Source organism: Rhodopseudomonas boonkerdii (assembly GCF_021184025.1).
In the GTDB taxonomy this organism is placed as follows: Bacteria; Pseudomonadota; Alphaproteobacteria; order Rhizobiales; family Xanthobacteraceae; genus Tardiphaga; species Tardiphaga boonkerdii.
This window is the reverse complement of record NZ_CP036537.1, coordinates 4,211,196-4,229,879: the sequence shown is the minus strand read 5'-3', so window position 1 is coordinate 4,229,879 and position 18,684 is coordinate 4,211,196. Positions and strand designations below refer to the sequence as shown.

Annotated in this window: 16 protein-coding genes; 10 read left to right on the top strand and 6 right to left on the bottom strand. The window is 64.5% G+C overall.

Translation table 11 applies throughout. The features are described from left to right. The first annotated feature begins 6 nt into the window (after positions 1–6). From E0H22_RS19490 to E0H22_RS19450, 9 genes are all read left to right on the top strand, one after another. Complete coding sequence (locus E0H22_RS19490) at positions 7–1,212, top strand: ABC transporter substrate-binding protein (RefSeq protein WP_233022640.1); 1,206 nt, start codon at positions 7–9, stop codon at positions 1,210–1,212. A gap of 284 nt (positions 1,213–1,496) precedes the next feature. Beyond that, positions 1,497–2,381: an NAD(P)-dependent oxidoreductase gene (locus E0H22_RS19485; protein ID WP_233022639.1), complete on the top strand. Its 885-nt coding sequence runs from the start codon at positions 1,497–1,499 to the stop codon at positions 2,379–2,381. Between the two features lie 10 nt (positions 2,382–2,391). Continuing rightward, positions 2,392–3,141 carry an IclR family transcriptional regulator gene (locus E0H22_RS19480; protein WP_233022638.1) on the top strand — a complete coding sequence of 250 codons (750 nt, stop codon included), beginning with the start codon at positions 2,392–2,394 and terminating at the stop codon, positions 3,139–3,141. A 35-nt stretch (positions 3,142–3,176) separates the two neighbouring features. Then, a complete protein-coding gene (tcuA, locus tag E0H22_RS19475) occupies positions 3,177–4,607 on the top strand; it encodes an FAD-dependent tricarballylate dehydrogenase TcuA (protein ID WP_233022637.1) in 1,431 nt (476 codons plus the stop codon). Continuing rightward, entirely contained in the window at positions 4,591–5,799 is a 1,209-nt protein-coding gene (gene tcuB, locus E0H22_RS19470; RefSeq protein WP_283818741.1) for a tricarballylate utilization 4Fe-4S protein TcuB, read from the top strand. Before tcuA ends, tcuB begins: the two co-directional genes overlap by 17 nt. Positions 5,800–5,920: 121 nt before the next feature. Further along, positions 5,921–7,009 (top strand): hypothetical protein, encoded by a 1,089-nt coding sequence (locus E0H22_RS19465; protein ID WP_233022636.1) that lies wholly within the window; start codon positions 5,921–5,923, stop codon positions 7,007–7,009. Positions 7,010–7,051: 42 nt separating this feature from the next. Then, positions 7,052–9,826, top strand: coding sequence for a xanthine dehydrogenase family protein molybdopterin-binding subunit (locus tag E0H22_RS19460; protein WP_233022635.1), 2,775 nt, complete (start codon positions 7,052–7,054; stop codon positions 9,824–9,826). Then, positions 9,823–10,353: a (2Fe-2S)-binding protein gene (locus tag E0H22_RS19455; protein WP_233022634.1), complete on the top strand. Its 531-nt coding sequence runs from the start codon at positions 9,823–9,825 to the stop codon at positions 10,351–10,353. The genes E0H22_RS19460 and E0H22_RS19455 overlap by 4 nt, the downstream gene beginning before the upstream one ends. Positions 10,354–10,400: 47 nt before the next feature. Next, on the top strand, positions 10,401–10,967 hold the full coding sequence (locus E0H22_RS19450) for an Isoquinoline 1-oxidoreductase subunit (RefSeq protein ID WP_430715286.1): 567 nt from the start codon (positions 10,401–10,403) through the stop codon (positions 10,965–10,967). A 146-nt stretch (positions 10,968–11,113) separates the two neighbouring features. Here E0H22_RS19450 and greA read toward each other — a convergent pair whose 3' ends face one another. The 6 genes from greA to E0H22_RS19420 form a co-directional block, all read right to left on the bottom strand. Then, positions 11,114–11,596: a transcription elongation factor GreA gene (gene greA / locus E0H22_RS19445; protein ID WP_233022632.1), complete on the bottom strand. Its 483-nt coding sequence runs from the start codon at positions 11,594–11,596 to the stop codon at positions 11,114–11,116. A 152-nt stretch (positions 11,597–11,748) separates the two neighbouring features. Next, entirely contained in the window at positions 11,749–13,617 is a 1,869-nt protein-coding gene (locus E0H22_RS19440; protein ID WP_233022631.1) for a dihydroxy-acid dehydratase domain-containing protein, read from the bottom strand. A 250-nt stretch (positions 13,618–13,867) separates the two neighbouring features. Continuing rightward, positions 13,868–14,764: a 3'-5' exonuclease gene (locus tag E0H22_RS19435; RefSeq protein ID WP_233022630.1), complete on the bottom strand. Its 897-nt coding sequence runs from the start codon at positions 14,762–14,764 to the stop codon at positions 13,868–13,870. A gap of 112 nt (positions 14,765–14,876) precedes the next feature. Beyond that, positions 14,877–16,376 carry a helicase HerA domain-containing protein gene (locus E0H22_RS19430; RefSeq protein WP_233022629.1) on the bottom strand — a complete coding sequence of 500 codons (1,500 nt, stop codon included), beginning with the start codon at positions 16,374–16,376 and terminating at the stop codon, positions 14,877–14,879. Between the two features lie 186 nt (positions 16,377–16,562). Further along, the gene (locus E0H22_RS19425) at positions 16,563–16,991 is read right to left on the bottom strand and encodes a lipid-binding SYLF domain-containing protein (RefSeq protein WP_233022628.1); all 429 of its coding nucleotides are present in this window, start codon (positions 16,989–16,991) and stop codon (positions 16,563–16,565) included. A gap of 125 nt (positions 16,992–17,116) precedes the next feature. Further along, on the bottom strand, positions 17,117–17,644 hold the full coding sequence (locus tag E0H22_RS19420; protein WP_233022627.1) for an REP-associated tyrosine transposase: 528 nt from the start codon (positions 17,642–17,644) through the stop codon (positions 17,117–17,119). Positions 17,645–18,254: 610 nt separating this feature from the next. On the opposite strand from E0H22_RS19420, the gene E0H22_RS19415 reads away from it, so the two are divergent. Next, a complete protein-coding gene (locus E0H22_RS19415; protein WP_233022626.1) occupies positions 18,255–18,662 on the top strand; it encodes a hypothetical protein in 408 nt (135 codons plus the stop codon). Positions 18,663–18,684: the final 22 nt, after the last annotated feature.

The window sequence follows — 18,684 nt, the reverse complement described above, 5'->3', positions numbered from 1 at the left end:
CATCCGATGACATTCTTGAAACACGCATTTTATCTATCCGCGGCGCTCATGCTCTCGGCCCATGCCGCGAGTGCCAACGAAACGATCAAGATTGGTGTGCTGAACGACCAGTCCGGCGTGTTCGCCGACAATGGCGGCACCGGCTCCGTCGCTGCGGCCAAGCTCGCGGCTGAAGAGTTCGGCGGCGAGATCAACGGCCAGAAGATCGAGATCATCACCGCCGATCACCAGAACAAACCGGACGTCGCGGCAGCTACCGCGCGCCGCTGGTTCGACAATGAGAAGGTCGACATGATCGCCGACGGCGCGGCCTCGTCGGCCGGCTTCGCGATCCTCGAAGTCGCGAAGCAGAAGAACAGGATTTTCGTCGTCAGCGGCCCCGGCTCGTCGGATTTCACCGGCAAGGCCTGCTCGCCGATCTCGTTCCACTTCAACTACGACACCTATGCGCTGTCGAAGCTGACCTCCGAAGCCATCACCAAGGCCGGCGGCAATACCTGGTATTTCATCTCGGCCGACTATGCCTTCGGCCATGCGCTGCAGCGTGACGCCACCAAATTCATCGAAGGCGCCGGCGGCAAGGTGATCGGCTCGTCCGCGCATCCGCTGGGGACCGCCGACATGGCGTCGTTCCTGCTGCAGGCGCAGGGCTCCAAGGCGAAGGTCGTCGGTCTCGCCACCTCGGGCGCCGACGTGCAGACCGCCATCAAGCAGGCCGGCGAATTCGGCATTGTCGAGAGCGGCCAGCAGCTCGCCGGTCTTCTCGTCTTCATCACCGACGTCAATGCGCTCGGCCTCAAGGCCACGCAGGGACTGCAGGTGACGACGTCTTTCTACTGGGATCTCAACGAGCAGACCCGCGCCTGGGCCAAGCGCTATTTCGCGCTGACCAATAACAAGGTCCCAAGCATGGTGCAGGCCGGCGTCTATAGCGGCGTGCATCATTATCTTGCCGCGGTGAAGGCCGCCGGCACCAAGGACCCGGAGACCGTCGCCAAGAAGATGCACGAGCTCAAGGTCAACGACGCCTATAACAAGGATGTCACCGTGCGTCCGGACGGCCGCGTGCTGCACACCATGTATCTGGTGCAGGTGAAGAAGCCGGAAGAATCGAAGTACAAGTATGACTATTACAAGGTCATCACCACCTCGCCCGGCGAACAGGCCTTCCGTCCGATGAGCGAAGGCGGCTGCCCGCTGGTCAAGGGCTAGAGCTATCGTTGTTTTGATGGAACTGTGTCCCGGACGCGATGCGGCATTCCAGGCGAAGCGAAGCTTCGCAGGTATGCCGCTTCGCAGAGCCGGGACCGTAGCAAACTCCGAGCTTGGTACGGTCCCGGTTCTGCGCGGCAGCGTTGTAGGCGATGCTCCGCATCGCCTGCGCTGCAGCGCGCCCGGGACACGTTCTAAAAAACATTTCCGACGTATCAACCATGTGGACGCGGTATCACGCGTTCGCTCAACGATCTCGATCTTGGAATGAAAAGGAAAGCGGCATGACGACTGCCATAGGATTCATCGGTCTTGGTGTGATGGGCGAGCCGATGTGCCGCAATCTTGCGAGGAAGTCGGGCGTGCCCGTCTATGGTTTCGACCGAGCAGATGCGCCGCTCGAACGCCTCGCCGAGGTCGGCGTCAAGCGCGCCGGGACGCTGGCCGAACTCGCAAAACTCTGCGACGTGATTTTCATGGCGCTGCCGAGCGGCAAGCATGTTCAGGCCGTGAGCGAGGGCGATGACGGCCTGCTGGCTCACGCCGATGCACGCCACACCATCGTCGATCTCGGCACTTCGCCGGTGGAAGCGAGCCGTGAACTCGCCAAGAAATTCGCCGCCAGGGGCGCACAGTTTGCCGATGCTCCGATCGCGCGCACGCGTCAGGCTGCGGAAGAAGGTACGCTCAGCGTCATGGTCGGCGCTTCTGCCGCCAATTTCGCCAAGCTGCAGCCGCTGATCGCCACTTTCGCCACCGACATCACCCATTGCGGCGATATCGGCGCCGGGCAGGTCGTCAAGATCCTCAACAATATGGTGCTGATGGAGACGGTGGTCGCGCTCAGCGAAGCCTTGGAGACGGCAAAGCGCGCCGGCCTCGATCCGAAGGTCGTGTTCGAGACGCTGGCCAAAGGCTCGGCGGATAGTTTTGCTTTGCGTAATCACGGCATGAAGGCGATGTTGCCCGGCACCTTCCCGGAGCGTGCCTTCTCCACCGAATATGCCCGCAAGGATATCTCCTACGCGCTCGATCTCGCCAGGTCGGTCAACGTCCAGCTGCAGGGCGCGGAACTTGCCGATAAGATCCTCGGCCAGGCGATTGACGCCGGTGACGGCGATCTCTACTGGCCGGTAATTGCCCGCGTCCTCGAGAAATCGCGCATCTGATCGGACCCCGATGAACAAGCCCGCCACCAAAGCCAAGACCGATGCGCCGGTGCGTGAAGCCGGCGAGGGCGTTGCCGCCGTCGAGCGGGCATTGTCCATTGTGTCAGCGCTGGAACATGCCGACAAGCCGATGACGCTGGCCGAAATCGCCGTGCGCACCGGCTTCTATAAGAGCACGATCCTGCGTCTGCTCTCGTCGCTGATCCCGACCGGTTATGTCACCCGCCTGCCGGACGGGACCTATGATCTCGGTCCCACCGCCTTCCGTCTCGGCGTCGCCTTCACCCGCAAGAATGCGCTCGGCCATCACGTGCTGCCGGCGTTGCAGGAGCTGGTGGATCGCGGCACCGAAAGCGCGTCCTTCCACGTGCGGCAGGACAATGACAACCGCGTCTGCCTCTATCGCGTCAATTCGCGTCACGCGACCCTGGATCGCGTCGAGGCCGGCCACAGCTACGCATTGCTGCGCGGCGCCGCCGGCCACATCATCCTCGCTTATGATGGCGCCAAGGGCGAGCGCTACGATGCCATCCGCGCCTATGGCAACGACGTCTCGCTCGGCGAGCGCGATCCGAGCTGCGCTGCGGTGGCGGCGCCGGTGTTCGGCCCGCGCGGCATGCTGGTCGGCGTCATTTCGCTGTCCGGCCCGCGCGAACGTTTTGGCGCAGCGGAGATCGCGCAGATGAAGAGCACGCTCGGACCCATCGCGGAAAAGCTCACCATCAATCTCGGCGGCGAGTGGCCGGCATTCCAATCTTGAGAAAGACGGTCTGATCGATGGCCACGTCCTCATCCATGCCTGACGTTCTCGTCATCGGCGGCGGCAATGCGGCCCTTTGCTCGGCGCTGATGGCGCGCGAGGCGGGGGCTTCTGTGCTGATGCTGGAAGCGGCGCCGAGGGAATGGCGCGGCGGCAACAGCATGCATGTGCGCAACCTCCGCTGCATGCACGATGCCCCGCAGGACGTGCTGGTCGAGGCCTATCCGGAAGAAGAATTCTGGCAGGACTTGCTCAAGGTTACCGGCGGCCTCACCGACGAGCCGCTGGCGCGGATGGTGATCCGGCATTCCTCGCGCTGCCGGCCATGGATGCGGAAACATGGCGTGCATTTCCAGCCGCCGCTCTCTGGTGCGCTGCATGTGGCGCGCACCAACGCTTTCTTCATGGGGGGCGGTAAGGCGCTGGTGAACGCGTATTACCGCAGTGCTGAAGCGCTCGGCGTCAAAATTCGGTATAGCACGCCGGTGAAAAGCCTCGAGCTCGAGGACGGCCGGTTCGTCGCTGCCATCACCGAGAGCGGGGAACGTATCACCGCCAAGAGCTGCGTGCTCGGCTGCGGCGGTTTCGAATCCAATCTCGAATGGCAGCGCGAAGCCTGGGGCCAGAACGAGCGCGGTGAATGGACCGCAGAGAACTTCCTGATCCGCGGCACCCGCTTCAATCAGGGCGTCCTGCTCAAATTCATGATCGATGCCGGCGCCGATACGATCGGCGATCCCACGCAGGCGCATTGCGTCGCCATCGACGCCCGCGCGCCGCTCTATGACGGCGGCATCTGCACGCGCATCGATTGCGTCTCGCTCGGCGTTGTCGTCAATCGCGAAGCCAAGCGTTTCTATGATGAAGGCGAAGACTTCTGGCCGAAGCGCTATGCCATCTGGGGCCGTCTCGTCGCTCAGCAGCCGGGCCAGACGGCATGGTCGATTATCGACCAGAAAGCCATCGGCCGCTTCATGCCGCCGGTGTTCGATGGCACCAAAGCCGATACGCTGGAAGAACTCGCCGTGAAGATCGGCGTCGATCCCGCGACCTTCATGGACACGCTGAACGCCTATAACGCGGCGTGCCAGCCCGGCACTTTCGATCACACGGCGCTCGACGATTGCCGCACCGAAGGCCTCACGCCGGCGAAGACCCATTGGGCGCGCGTGATCGACACGCCTCCCTTCACCGCCTATCCGCTCGCGCCCGGCATCACCTTCACCTACCTCGGCATGAAGACCGACGAGACCGCCGCGGTGCGGTTCGGCAATGTGGTCAGCAGCAATCTGTTCGCCGCCGGTGAGATGGTGGCCGGCAATGTGCTCGGCAAGGGCTACACCGCCGGCGTCGGCATGAGCATCGGCACGGCGTTCGGCCGCATCGCCGGCGTCAATGCCGCGGCTTCGACCGGCCATCACCACCCGACATTCAGAGAGGAATTCGCCTATGCAGCCGGTCGCTGACTTGGCCCCGCCGCAAGACGGCGCCTGCAAGGGCGGCGTCAGTCTCGCCGCGGCGATGACCGCGGGCGAGGCCGAGATCGCCCGCGTGATGCAGATCTGCAACGCCTGCCGGTATTGCGAAGGTTTTTGCGCCGTGTTCCCGGCGATGACGCGCCGGCTCGAATTCAACGCCGCCGATACGCATTACCTCGCCAACCTGTGCCACAATTGCGGTTCGTGCCTCTACGCCTGCCAATACGCGCCGCCGCATGAATTCGCGGTCAATATTCCGCAGGCCATGGCCAAAGTGCGCGTGCGCACCTATCAGGACTATGCGTGGCCGCGTGCCTTCGGCAAGCTCTATGAGAAGGCCGGGCTCACCGTGGCCTTCGCGCTGTCCGGCGGTCTTGCGCTGTTCATGATCCTCGCTATTGCCATGAACGGCCGGCTGATCCACGAGCCGCTGGCGGGGAATTTCTACGCGATCTTCCCGCATAATTTTTTGGCGCTGCTGTTCGGCTCGGTCTTCGGCTTCGCGATGCTGGCGCTCGCCATCGGCGTCGTGAAATTCTGGCGCGAGGTGTCACCCACGAAGGATGGCAATCCCGCTGACATCAAGGCCGTCGCGCAGGCGCGCATGCCCGCTGTCGCCGAAGCCGTCCACGATGTCGCGCGTCTCAAGTATCTCGGCGGCGGGCATGGCGACGGCTGCAACGAGGGCGACGACGCCTTCACGCTGTGGCGCCGGCGCTTCCACCAGTTCACGCTCTACGGCTTCCTGCTGTGCTTCGCCTCGACCTGCGTGGCGACGCTGTATCACTATCTGTGGAACCTGCACGCGCCCTATGCGCTCACCAGCGCGCCGGTGATTCTCGGCACGCTCGGGGGCATCGGCCTGATCGTCGGGCCCGTCGGCCTGCTCTGGCTCAACTTCAAGCGCGACGCGTTGCGTGCTGACGTAAAACAGAATGCCATGGATCGCGGCTTCATCATGCTGCTGCTCTTGGTGTCCGTCACCGGCCTGCTGCTGCTGGTGCTGCGCGACACCCGCTTCATGGCGCTGTGGCTCGCGATCCATCTCGGCACCGTGATGGCGCTGTTCGTCACGCTGCCCTATGGCAAATTCGCTCACGGCATCTTCCGCTCCGCCGCGCTGGTCAAGTTCAATATCGAGAAGCGGATGCCGAACAGGCTCGGATTGGGTGGGGAGTAAGTTAGCACCTTACAGCGTTCGACGGGGACCACCGGGATGGGGTCTTTGTAGTGCAGATTGTTAACCGGTGTCTCGGTATTGGTAGTAGCAGCCATCGCTGTTATTGACCGGGAGCTCGGACATGAACCGCCACATCGCTCTAGCCGTTGTGGGTTTGTTGTTGGGTGGAGTCGAAGCTGCGCACTCCCAGGCGCTGCCATCCTATATGGCGCCGATTTCCGGGCAAGTCACGTCGTCACCTACCGACACCGCGACCAAGGACATGTTGGCGCTCAACACCGGCATGTTCGAACTCTATGGCGATGCCGCCAAGGTTTTCCGTGCGAATATACTCGCAAAACACCCGGTGATCCTCGGCCTGTTCTCGGGCGCCGGCGGCAAGTTCACGCTGTACCAGCCCGGCAAGCCGCCGGTGGACGCTCCTTCGGTGCCGATCGTCTATCAATTGCTGAAATCGGTCGGCCACAGCACCATGGCGCTGGCGCAGGTCGCAGGCCCCTATGTCAACAATCCAGACAACAAATCCTGGCTCGGCGCGATGAAGGCCTATCGCAGCCGCATGCAGTCGGCGCTCGATGGCCTCGACCTCACGCCCATGCAGGCCGACTGGCGCGACAACAACCGCACCATCCTGCAGAACAATATCGCCTTCATGGACGAGTGCATCGCCAAGGGCGTGATTCCGTTTGAGACGATGGAGGCGTTCGGCAAGAAACAGGCGCCGTATCTCGCCAGGAACGTCGCATGGGCGGCGCAGACTCAGGTCAATCACTGGATGACGGTGCTGGCCGACTGGAAGAAGACGCTCGGGGCCGATTGGGACAAGACCTATGCGGCCAGCAACACGATCTATGTGGCCCGTCAGAATAATGTGCTGTTCAGCGTGCTCGCGCAGTTCTTCCCGCCGGAGGCGATCAATGACCGGTTGCTGCTGATCGAGACCGTATCGTTCACGACCACGCAGGCCGACATGCTGGAGTCGCTGACACGCATCATCGCGGATCGTTCGGTGGGTTCGTTGTTCTTCGGCAACTACCATCTGATGGACTACGAATTGATGGGGGGCGATGCCCGTGCGGCGATCATCGCGGAAAGCGCCAAGCGCGGTATAGCGCCGTTCCTGCCGCCGCTGGTACCGTTCGGCTCCAATCAGTGGCCGACGCTCGTTACACCCGGTCCCGGACCGGCCACCATCGCCGATCTCAAATAGCTTTCGCCTTGCGGCAGGCAGCAGTCGATCACGGGTGAAGGCATGACGACCTCACGGCGCGAATTCATGAAGTGGGTGTCGGCGGGCGGCATCACGCTCAGCCTGTCGCGCCTTGCGGCGGCGGAGCAGATGGCGTTTCCGGCGAGGGAGACATTGCCGGGGCGGGGCAAGCCCAATCCCGCCATTGGCGGTGCCGGCCGTGTCGATGGCATCGCCAAAGTCACCGGTTCGAAACTCTATGCGTCGGATTTTCGCGCCAACGATCTACCGGGCTGGCCGTCGAAGACGTCGCATGCCATTCTCGTGCGCGCCCCCGATGCGACCCACGTCTATCTCGGGATGGATCTCGCGCGGCTCGGCGGCGCGCTGAAGCCCACGGTGGTCGTCACCGCGGAGGATCTCGTCGCGATCAATACCCGCGTCCCGGCTTTCTATGAGGGCGATCTGTTCTGCCCCGTTGGCAAGACGCCGCTTTATCTCGGCCAGCCCGTCGCGCTGCTGATCTTCGAGCAGTTCGACGCCTATGATCGCGCGCGGATGGCGCTGCGCGACGGCAGCTTCGTCCGGTTCGGCGAGGAGACCGGTCCGATCGAGATGCCGAACTACGCGGCCTATCGCTTCACGCGCGTCGCCGGCGCCACGCCCGATGCGCCGGATGTGTATTCGCCGGTGCTCGCCGGCTGGGTCAGTCCCGGCCGCGTGCAGTCATCCAGCCTGCCGGTGTGGTCGTCGCTCGCGCACAAGAACGAGGCGGTTTACGAGAAGGCGGCCATCCACGGCGATCAGATCCGCGCCGAGATCGCGGCGAGCGAAACATCGGCACTGGTGCTGGACCGCACCTTCGATACGCAGTCCGTCGATCCGATGTTTCTGGAGCCGGAATGCGGCCTCGGCTGGTTCAGTGCCAGGGACAAGACGCTCGAACTGGTTCTCGGGGTGCAATCGCCCTATGAGGCTGCGGATTCGATCGCATTTCTGCTCGGCGAAGCAAAGGCGCCGTTCAAGCCCGGCAAGATCAATGCGCAATTCGCCTATGTCGGCGGTGGCTTCGGTGGCCGCGACCATACGCCCTTCGTGCTGTATGTGGCGCTGGCGGCGATGTTCTTCCCGGATCGCCCGGTGCGGCTGGCGCATGATCGCTATCAGCAGTTTCAGGGCGGCATCAAGCGCCACGCTATCAAGATGCGCTCGCGCATGTCGGTGGATCGCGCCAGCGGCAAGATCACGGCGTTCGCCGCCGATCATATCCTCGATGGCGGCGGTCTCGTGAACTTCTCGCCGAACGTTGCGACCTGCGCGGCGACCGCGGCGATCGGAATCTACGACGTGCCGAAAGTGGACGTCACCACGGTGGCGCAGCATACCCGCGGCGTCACCGCAGGCTCGATGCGCGGTTATGGATCGCTGCAGACCATGACCGCATTGGAAGTGCTGATCGACGAGGCCGCTGCGGCGCTGCCGCTCGATCCCATCGATTTCCGGCGCCGCAATGCGCTGAAGCCCGACGGCCGCACGATGACGGGCAATCCCTATATCGTTTCGGTGCGCACCACGGAGGTGCTGGACAAGCTCGAGCAGCATCCGATCTGGCAGCAGCGCAATGCCGAGAAGGCGCGCGCGGCGAACGGCGTGCTGGTCGGCACTGGCGTCGCCTGCGTAACCAAGGATTACGGCACCGGCGGCGACTGTTCGAACGGCCGCGTCGAGCTGAGCCCTGACGGCCGGATTGCGATCTATTGCGATCACGTCGAGATGGGCAACGGCATCGGCACCGCACTCGCCAATCGCGTTGCGCGCCATCTCGGCGGCATGGCCGATGAAGTAGCGGTGTCGCAGGTCGGTGTGTTCGATGCGCTGGATCTGGTGACTTCCGGCGACTCCTACACGATGGATCAGAAGACCCAGGACAAGGCCGAGAAGGATCCGCGCTGGGTGCCGGCGATCAGCTCGGCCACCTCGGCATCGATCGGCGCGCATGTCGGCACCCATGCGTCAGCGGAAGCGGCGCGCGTGATCTTTCGCTTTGGTCTCTGGCCGGCGGCGCTGGCGCTGTGGAAGATCGATCGCCGCGATCCGCGCGCGAAGGATTGGAACAAGGCGGTGTGGAAGGATGGCCTGCTGACATTGGCCGGCCAACCGTCGCTGCCGCTGGCGATCCTCGCGGCGACGGCGCATGCACGCAATCTCGTGACCGGCGCCGTTGCGCACGGCTTCTCGCGCTGGGCATGGTCACGTGCGCGCTTCCCGATCGATGGCGAACAATATCGTGCCGAGATCGATGCGCTCGCGATTCGGCGCGGCGCCGGCAAGTTCACGCGCATCGCCCGGTCAAGCGTGCTGTTTCCGCCGACCAACAACAACCGTATGGGCACGGCCTACACATCGATGTGCGGCACGGCCGTGCGCGTCGAGATCGAGAAGGCGAGCGGCGCGCTGCGTATCGCGAAGGCCTATAGCGTGTTCGAATGCGGGGAGGCGCTGGTCCCGGAGGTCGTGCTCGGTCAGGCGCAGGGTGGCTTCGCCATGGGAGTCGGTTACGCACTGCTGGAGACGCTGCCGCCATTCGAAGGCGGTCCCGGCAACGGCCAGTGGAATCTCGGCGACTATCTGGTGGCACGCGGATCGGATCTGCCGCTGCGCGATATGGAGATCGAGATGCTGCCGCCGCTCACGCCGGACGAACCGCCGAAGGGCATGGCCGAAGTGGTGATGATCCCCATCGTGCCGGCTTTGCTCAACGCCATTCATGACGCCACGGGCAAACGCTTCGATGCGCTGCCGGTGACACAGGCCATGCTCAAGGGAGCGCTCGCGTGACGACACTGGGCATCACCATCAACGGACAGGTTCAAGCGCCCACCGAAGTGCGCGACGACCTCTCCATGAACGACTTCCTGCGCGAATATCTCGGGATGACCGGCACCAAATTCGGCTGCGGCGCTGCGCAGTGCCTGAGCTGCGCCGTCATCGTCGATGAGCCCGATGGCAGCAGCCACACCAGCCCGACCTGCGTTGTGCCGGCTGCCAGCTTTCACGGCAAGACCATTCGCACGGTGGAAGGCCACGCGAAGAACGGCGAGTTGTCGCCGCTGCAGAAGGCCTTCATCGCGCATTTCGCATTCCAGTGCGGCTATTGCACCGCCGGCTTCCTCAATGAAGGTCAGGTGTTTCTGGAGCGCCTTGAGAAGACGCCGGTGCCGCGCGCCGGACTCGAGGCGCTGATCGCCGAAGCGCTGGACGGGCATCTGTGTCGTTGCACCGGCTATGTCAAATATCACGAAGCCGTCCGCGATGTGATCCTTGCGGAGCCGAAGCGCTACATCCGTCAGGAGGCGCGCGGATGATGACGGAGATGCGCGTCAAGGCCCTGGTCGTCATTGCAACGCTCGGCATGAGCATGCTCACCGCCTATGCGGCGGGGCAAGGCGGAGCAAAGGGACTGGCGTCGCCCGAGAGCTTCGACGGCATTGCCGATGTTAATGCGCGCTCCGCCGCGATCTTCACCGAGCTCGGCAAGGTGCTGACGCATCCGCGCTGCACGAATTGTCATCCCGCCGGCGACATGCCGCGGCAGGGCGATATGCGTCGCCTGCATCAGCCACCCGTAACGCGTGGCGCGGACGGCCACGGCACCGCCGCGATGCGCTGCAATTCCTGTCATGGCAATGCGAATTTCGAGCCTGGCCGCATTCCGGGCCATCACGAGTGGCATCTCGCGCCGATCGAGATGGCGTGGGAAGGCAAGACGATCGCCGAGATCTGCGCGCAGATGAAAGATCCCGCGCGCAACGGCGGCCGCAAGGTCGAGGATCTCATCGATCATATCGGCAAGGATACGCTGGTCGGCTGGGCCTGGGCGCCTGGCTATGGCCGCGCGCCTGCGCCGGGGACTCAAGCGATGGCTGGTGCTCTCGTCGAAGCCTGGGCGAGGAGCGGAGCGGCTTGTCCCGTCAGATAGAGTCGATCTACCGGAGTTGAATACTTGATCTTGTCTCGGTTCTGCGAAGCGGCACTTCGCGCGGCATCGCGTCCGGGACAAGATTTTAGCCGCTTGAAGTAGAATCCCGAGCGACGGAAACCGAGCTGCATCCGGCGATCATCGAGTCAGGCGATCTTGATGATTTCGAGCTCGCGCCCTGACATGACGGCGACATCGCCGACGGCCTTGCCCATCAGCAACTGCGCCACCGGCGCAACGAACGAAATCGTTCCCGCCTTGGGATCGGCTTCGTCTTCGCCGACGATGCGATAGGTCTGCACGCGTCCGTCGTCGCGCTCGAACGTCACCGTGCTGCCGAAGGCAACCACGTCATGCGATGTCGGTGGATCGATTACCTGCGCGGTGCGCACACGCTCTGTAAGATAGCGCGCGTCGCGCAGTGGCAGCGCCGACTGTCGCCGTTTCTCATTCACGTCGTCGATCCCCGCCGCAGCTTCGAGCGCGGCCTGCGCCTCCGCGAGCTGTCGTTCGAGCGCCTTCAGCCCGTCTGCCGTGACGAGATTCGGATGTTCCGAAATCGGGCGATCGGGTAGCTGGGTCTCCGATGCGGTTTCGGCGCTCTCTTCCTTGGTGAAGGCGACGCTCATGCGTGCTCCTTCTAAACTGTGCCCCGGACGCAGTGCATCACGAAGTGGTGCACTGCTGAGCCGGGACCGTGCAAAGCGACGGCGTTTGTGACGGTCCCGGCTCTGCGGAGCAGCGCAAGGGCGCCGCACCGCGTCCGGGACACGGTCAAAGATCAGAAGGCCTTGTCGGCCTCGGGGCGGTGCTTGTTCTTCGGCGTGAAACCGGAACGCTTGGCCTCGCGGGCATTGCGCACCCAGACCTCGCGGTTCGGGTGCAGGCCGGCGCCGCGGGTGGCGGGCACCGCGGTCTGGCGCGCGCGATGCAGCAGGCGCGTATCGGCGTCGCCGCAGCTCGGATGGATGCCGCCATTGTCGGCGACCACCTTGTCCCAGGCTGCCTTGCGCTTGCTGTAGGTGGCAGCGTCCTGAAGCTGCGTGCAGTTCAGTTCGTTGGCGTTGAGATCGGCGATGATCTCGTCGCCGTCTTCCACCAGCGCGATGGCACCGCCGAGCGCGGCTTCCGGGCCGACATGGCCGATGACGAGACCCACCGAGCCGCCGGAGAAGCGTGCATCGGTCATCAGGCCGACGACGATGTTGCGCTCGCGGCACAGCGTGGTGATGCGCGAGGTCGGGTCGAGCATTTCCGGCATGCCGGGTGCGCCCACCGGACCATCGTAACGCACGATGACCATGTCGTGGTTCTGGAATTTCTCCGGATGCTGGTCGAGCGCCGCGATCAGGCCGCGTTCGCCCTCGAACACGCGCGCGGTGCCGCGGAAGCGGTTGTTTTCCAGGCCGCCTTCGACGCCGGCGAGCTTGAGGATCGCGGAGAATTCCGGCGACAGGTTGCCGCCGAGCACGCGCAGGCCGCCGGTCGGCTTGTAGGGTTTTGCCACCGTGTAGATGACCTTGCCGTCCGCCGGCTTGGTCTCGAGGCGCTTGATCTGCTCGGCCAGAGTCTCGCCGGTGCAGGTCAGCACGTCGCCATTGATCAGGCCTGCTTCCATCAGCTCGCGCACGATCACCTGCACGCCGCCGACATTGTCGATGTCCACCATCGAATATTTGCCGTAAGGCCGCGCGTCGGTAAGCACAGGCACGACATATTGCGAGAGATAGTTGAACTCCTGCGGCGTCATGACGTCCTTCCAGAAGTCGCTGAAGCCGGCGGCACGCGCGATCTCCGGCGCATGCAGCGTCACATTGGTCGAGCCGCCGATCGCCAGCGACACGATGACCGCGTTGCGGATCGAGTCGCGGCTCACGATGTCGCGCGGCTTGATGCCCTTGGCGATCATGTTCGAGAGATAGCCGACCAGCTGCTCCGGGAATTCCTTCAGGCGGCGCGGATCGTCGGACGGCGGCGCCACCATGTGCAGCGGCTGCATGCCGACCACGCCGATGAAGGTCTGCATGGTGTTGTAGGTGAAGATGCCGCCGCACGAGCCGATGCCCGGACAGGCGTGGCAGGCGATGTGGTGGCGATATTCGGCGTCCGGATTGCCGGCGACCTGATAGGCGCTGACGATGTCGAGCTTCTCACCGGTCTTCGGATCTTCGCCGGGATGGATCGATCCGTCCGACATGATGATCGCCGGCTCGTTATGTTCGAGCAATGCGGCCAGCGTGCCGACCGGCGGCTTGTCGCAGGCGACCACGGCGATGGTGCCGAGCAGGCCGGTGGCGCTCAGATGCTCCGACAGCGCATCGTTGGTGACCTCGCGGCCGATCAGCGAGTAGCGCATTTCGCGCGTGCCGTTGCGGATGCCGTCCGAGGTGGCGATGGTGTATTCCGGCTGCACGAGGCGATAGGGCAGCTGGCCCGCGCCGCGGCCGATCCGCTTCTTCAGGCTGTCGTGGATCGCGTCCACCTTGGACATCACGCCCATATAGCACTGGCTGTCGCCCTTGGTGCCCACCACGCCCACCGACGGCTCATGAATGAGCGTCTCATCCGTACCGAGCACGCGCGCGATCCCGATGGTCTGCGCGGTACGGCCGGGGTGGTTGTCGATGGTGACGACGGGGGACTTGGACACGACGAATTCCTTCCTAGCGGCGGGTATTCTTGGGAAAAGACGACCGGCAGGCTCGAGCCCGTTCCGGTCCGCCGGGTTTGTGAATAAACCCCAGGGCGCGCAAAGACAATTGCTTAGAACGCTTGCAATCTGCCCGCTTTTGCAGCCCTGCCGTAGGGCGGATGAGCGAAGCGTAATCCGCTGGCCGAGTTTAAAGTTGAAGCTCCGCGGCGGATGACGGCTACGCCTCATCCGCCCTACGGGATAGCGCTTATGCTCTTGTCGAAAACCGGTTCATGGCCCCGAACGCCTGCACGCGCGGATCGACCTCGCGGAGATAGATGGTGCTGCGCAAAAATTCGATTTCTGCGGTCTCCTGGCCCTCGTCGACATCGATGTACCAGGATTTCGGCCGCCCGTCGGTGCCGTCGCTCCAGCGATAGCCGCGGCGCTTCAGTTCGTCCTTGAGATCGAAAGGCGATTGCTCGGCCCATACCCGCATGGTTTTGCGTCGCGCGCGGTCGAGCAGGGCGGCGAGGGCGGATTTGCCGGTCTCCGGCAGTTCGAAAGCGAGGACTTCCAGCAGCGCGTGGCAATCGTCGATGGCCCGGTGCGCCTGATGAAAGAAGCCCGCGCCGGCGAGGAGATAGCCGAGCCGCGTGCCGTCGAAGCCGTGTTTGCGCCAGTCGATCTCGCTCTGCGAGCAGCCCCAGGCCTTTTTTGCGAACAGCGGCCAGTAGCGCTCGGCGAATTTGCGGTCGAAGCCGGCATTGTGCGCGATGACGATGACAGCGCCTTCGGCGAAAGCCGCCACCGCATCGGCATCGATGCGGTGCCCGGCCACGATGTCGTCGGTGATCCCCGTGAGTTCGACGATCTCGGGCGGGATCGGCCGCGACGGCTCGTTGAAGGCGTTGAAGGTTGCGCCGGCGCGGACGACGGTGCCGTCGGGCAGATAGTCGAACTTCACCATCGCAAGTTCGATGATCTCGTCGCGCGTGTGGTCGAGGCCGGTGGTCTCCACATCGAGCAGGATGCCGGTCTTCACGGCGGCGCCCTGGCTGTCGGCGAATTCGCTGCGCGGCACGAGCCGGCGAAGAATGCGATACTCGCCCGAGGAAGCGAGCGTCTCCGCCATGGCGGCAAGGCTGTGAGGGTCGTGCAGCATGCGAAGGAGGCGCAGTCCGAATCAGAAGCGTTGGATGAAAGCTATCACGGTTAGAGGTCGTGTCCCGGACGCGGTGCAATGCGCAGCGTTGCTCCGCAGAGCCGGGACAAGGTCACTCCGCCGCGGCGGCTTCATCCGCATTCGGATCGCCCGGCGCGGTCGCCCAGGCGAGTTCCACCAGCGTCACGATGCGCTTGCCGGTGCCGTCCACCTGGCACACGATCAGCCCCTGTTCCTCGATATAGCTGAGCAGCCGCCGCGCCCGGCGCAGCGAATGCGAGCCATAGGCGCGGGCGATGGCCGCGTCGCCGGGGCAGGGCCAGCCTTCCCGGGCCGCACGCGCGATCATCATGAACACGCCCTGCATGTCGTCAGGCAGCACGCTCGCGCGCAGCGCCACATCCTGCCAGCCGCTGTCGTCGCCGAGATCGGAGCCGAGGCCGGCGCGCGCATGCGTCAGCATGCGGCGGAACTCGTTCATGTCGGGCACCGCGGTCCCCAGCCCTTCGATGCGGCAGCGGACCACGAATTCCTGATACAGCACGCCGATCGCGCGAAAGCCCGCATCGGGCTCCGAGAGCAGCGCCTGCAGCACGCGATCGACGCGCGCGCGCCGCTCGGCGATTTCCTCGGCGCTCATCGGCGGCGCCTCCGGCTCGGCGCGCAGATCCGGCCCGGCCGCGCGCGCGGCCATCAATTGCCCGAGCAGATCCGGCGAGCTTGGTGCGCGCCGTGCCGGGCGCAGGGTCGTCTCCGGCGGCGGCGCGGCCAAGATCACCGCGCGCATCTCTTCGGAAGCCGCCTCCGGCAGTGGCATCAGTTTTGGCGTCGCATTGCGCGGCGAGGTTTCGGTGGGCCCGATGCGCAGGCCGAGCGGCCGGCGGGACAGTGCCGGCCCCAGCGCCATGAACTGCCCGCGTTCGAGATCGCGAAACGCTTCCGCCTGCTTGCGCTCCATGCCGAGCAGATCGGCGGCGCGCGCCATGTCGATATCGAGAAAGGTGCGGCCCATCAGGAAGTTCGACGCTTCCGCCGCGACGTTCTTGGCGAGTTTCGCCAGCCGCTGCGTGGCGATGATGCCGGCGAGGCCGCGTTTGCGGCCGCGGCACATCAGATTGGTCATCGCGCCGAGCGACAGTTTTCGTGCGTCGTCGGAGACTTCGCCGGCCACCGCCGGCGCGAACAGTTGCGCCTCGTCGACGACCACGAGCATCGGATACCAGTGGTCCCTGGGCGCGTCGAACAGGCCGTTGAGGAAGGCCGCGGCGCGGCGCATCTGGTTCTCGGCGTCCAGTCCTTCGAGATTGAGCACCGTGGAGACGCGATGCTCGCGCGCGCGTTCGCCGGCCGCCTGCAGTCCGCGTTCCGTATGATCCTCGGCGTCGATGACAAGGTGGCCGAAGCGCTCCGCCAGCGAGACGAAATCGCCCTCGGGATCGACGATGGTCTGCTGCACCCACGGCGCGCTCTGTTCGAGCAGACGGCGCAGGAGATGCGATTTTCCGGAACCGGAATTGCCTTGGACGAGCAGGCGGGTCGCCAGCAGTTCCTCGAGGTCGAGAGACGCCGGCGCACCCGCCGTCGTGTTTCCCATCTCGATTGCGATAGTCATTCCGGTTCAACGCTCCTGCGCGGAGGCTTATCAATGCGGGAGCGGGGCGTCGAGGGAAGCGAAGACGTTCCACACAGGCAAGTGTGCCACAGCTGTAGGGCGGATGAGCGAAGCGTCATCCGCCGGCCGAGCTTTTGTGGCGAAGAACGGCGGATGACGCCTTCGGCTCATCCGCCCTACGGCCTCTCACTGCAGTGAAATCGCCAGTCCCGAGAAATCCGCATTCACCATCAATCCGGTCTGCCGGCCCGACAGCTCCAGCACCGCGCCTTTTTCATTGGTGAGTACGATCGCGCTGACGCCGCGGCCGAGCGCTGCTCCGGCGCCGCCGGCGCCATAGACACCCGCCACGTCCGACGGCCGGTTGATGTTGCTGACGCGCCCGGCCAGCCGTGTCTCCGATGCGCCGAACACGAGGCCTGCGCTCACGCCGCCGATCGATAGCGGATATTGCCGCCCGCGAAAGGTCAGCACGCCCGAGCCGCCGGATGCGCCGATGAACCAGCCGCCCTTGAGCACCTTGAAGCGGATGGTGCCGCTGTCGGCATGGGCCATCGTGGCCGTGGCGGCGAGGGCAGCGAGTGCGATAAGGGCAGTGCGGAGACGTGCGCGCATGGGTTTCCTCGAGGGATGATTCGTGATGCCGGCATTGTAGGGCGGATGAGGCGGAGCCGTAATCCGCCGGCCGACTTCATGTGGCGAAGAACGGCGGATTACGCTGCGCTCATCCGCCCTACGGATCAGCGCTCTCCAAACGATCCGGTGATTGAAGCATCGCCCGCCCAATCCATCGGAAATATCCCCGCACGCACGTCGCGGTGAAACGACGAATACGGCCAATCCACCACGCGCGTTACCAGCCCGTGCTTCACCGGATTGATATAGCAGTAGTTCACATGGTTCTCGTAGTCGCGCTCGTCGCGGATCATGTGCTCCCAGAAACGTGGCTGCCAGATGCGTCGCTCACCGCGAGCGGTCGTGCCGTTTCGGGTTGTCAGCGTTGGCATAGACTTCGTGAAATGGGTTTTGATTGATCGCCAGCGGCCTGAAAAATCACTGTCATCGTCAGGCAGGGTCCAGATCGCGTGAAGATGATCGGGAAGAACGATGAACGCATCGATGACGAACGGTCTTGTTCGCCATGTATTCGTCACTGCATCGCGTAGTGCTTCAACATGATCGACGAGCAATGTCTGCCGCCGGTCGTGCAGATTGACCGTGAAGAACCAGCTCCCACCATCGACGCGCAGGCGACGGTAATTCGGCATGATCGATCCTTGCGGCCGTAGGGCGGATGAGCGCAGCGTCATCCGCCGTTCTTTGCAAAGCAAGCGCCGGCGGCGGATGGCGGCTTCGCCTCATCCGCCCTACAGCTGAAAATAATCCTTGACGAAATCTCCGACCTAGACAATATTCCCATCCGTCCCCTCCCTCTGTGAGGGGCGTTGTCGGGACGCCGGCGACGCGGTTGGGGATGTGGCGCCTGCGGGCGGGAGGGAGACGTTCCCTCACGCACTCGGGAGGCCTTGGGTCACCGTCCGGCCCCACTACGGGGGTCTGCCGCTTGCCGGCTGGACGGGTGCGGATGACGATCGGCGAAAGCCGGTCCGATGGTGGGAAACCACCAGCTTCCAGTACCCGGAAGTACGGTCCCGAGGACAGAAATCGCCACGGTGGAGCGTCGGAAGGCGTTTCCGCGGCCGCTACGGGCAGACGTTTCTGCCTGCAAGCTGCGGCCCTGTTACCAAGGCGCGCCTTCCGGCGCTCCGCCTCCCTCATGGAGGGAGGTTTCCCGGCCCGCCACGCACGCGTCACCGGCGCGGGCACAGCAGAGGCGTGACCGGTTCAATTCACCTTGACAGCGACGGAGAGTGAAGGATGGGACGTGCCGAATTTCTGGACAAGAACGCCGACGATATCGAGTTGCGCCGGCAGGCCTGGCACGAAGCGCAGGCGCAGGTGGCGGGCCAGTGCTGGCGCGGCATTCTGCAAAAACTCAGCAACGTCACGCAGGAATGGCGGTATTGCCGATTGCCGATCTGCCAGCGGGCGCGTGGCTGCAGCGACGATCCCGAAGTGTGTCTCGCGGCGAAGCGCGAGCGGTGTCCGCTGCCCGAGTTGACGCCGCACGAACGCGCGCGGGCGGCGGCGAAGCTGAAGCGGTCGCTCGACCATGAGCGGGCCAAACGTCGCGCGCGCGGCGAAACGGACGCGCTCGGGCAGTTGATCGAGCAGGCCGCGCAACGGCGCTTGCAGGAATTGCGTGCCGCGGCCCGGAGCAATTGAGCGATGGGCGGGCATCGGTCTC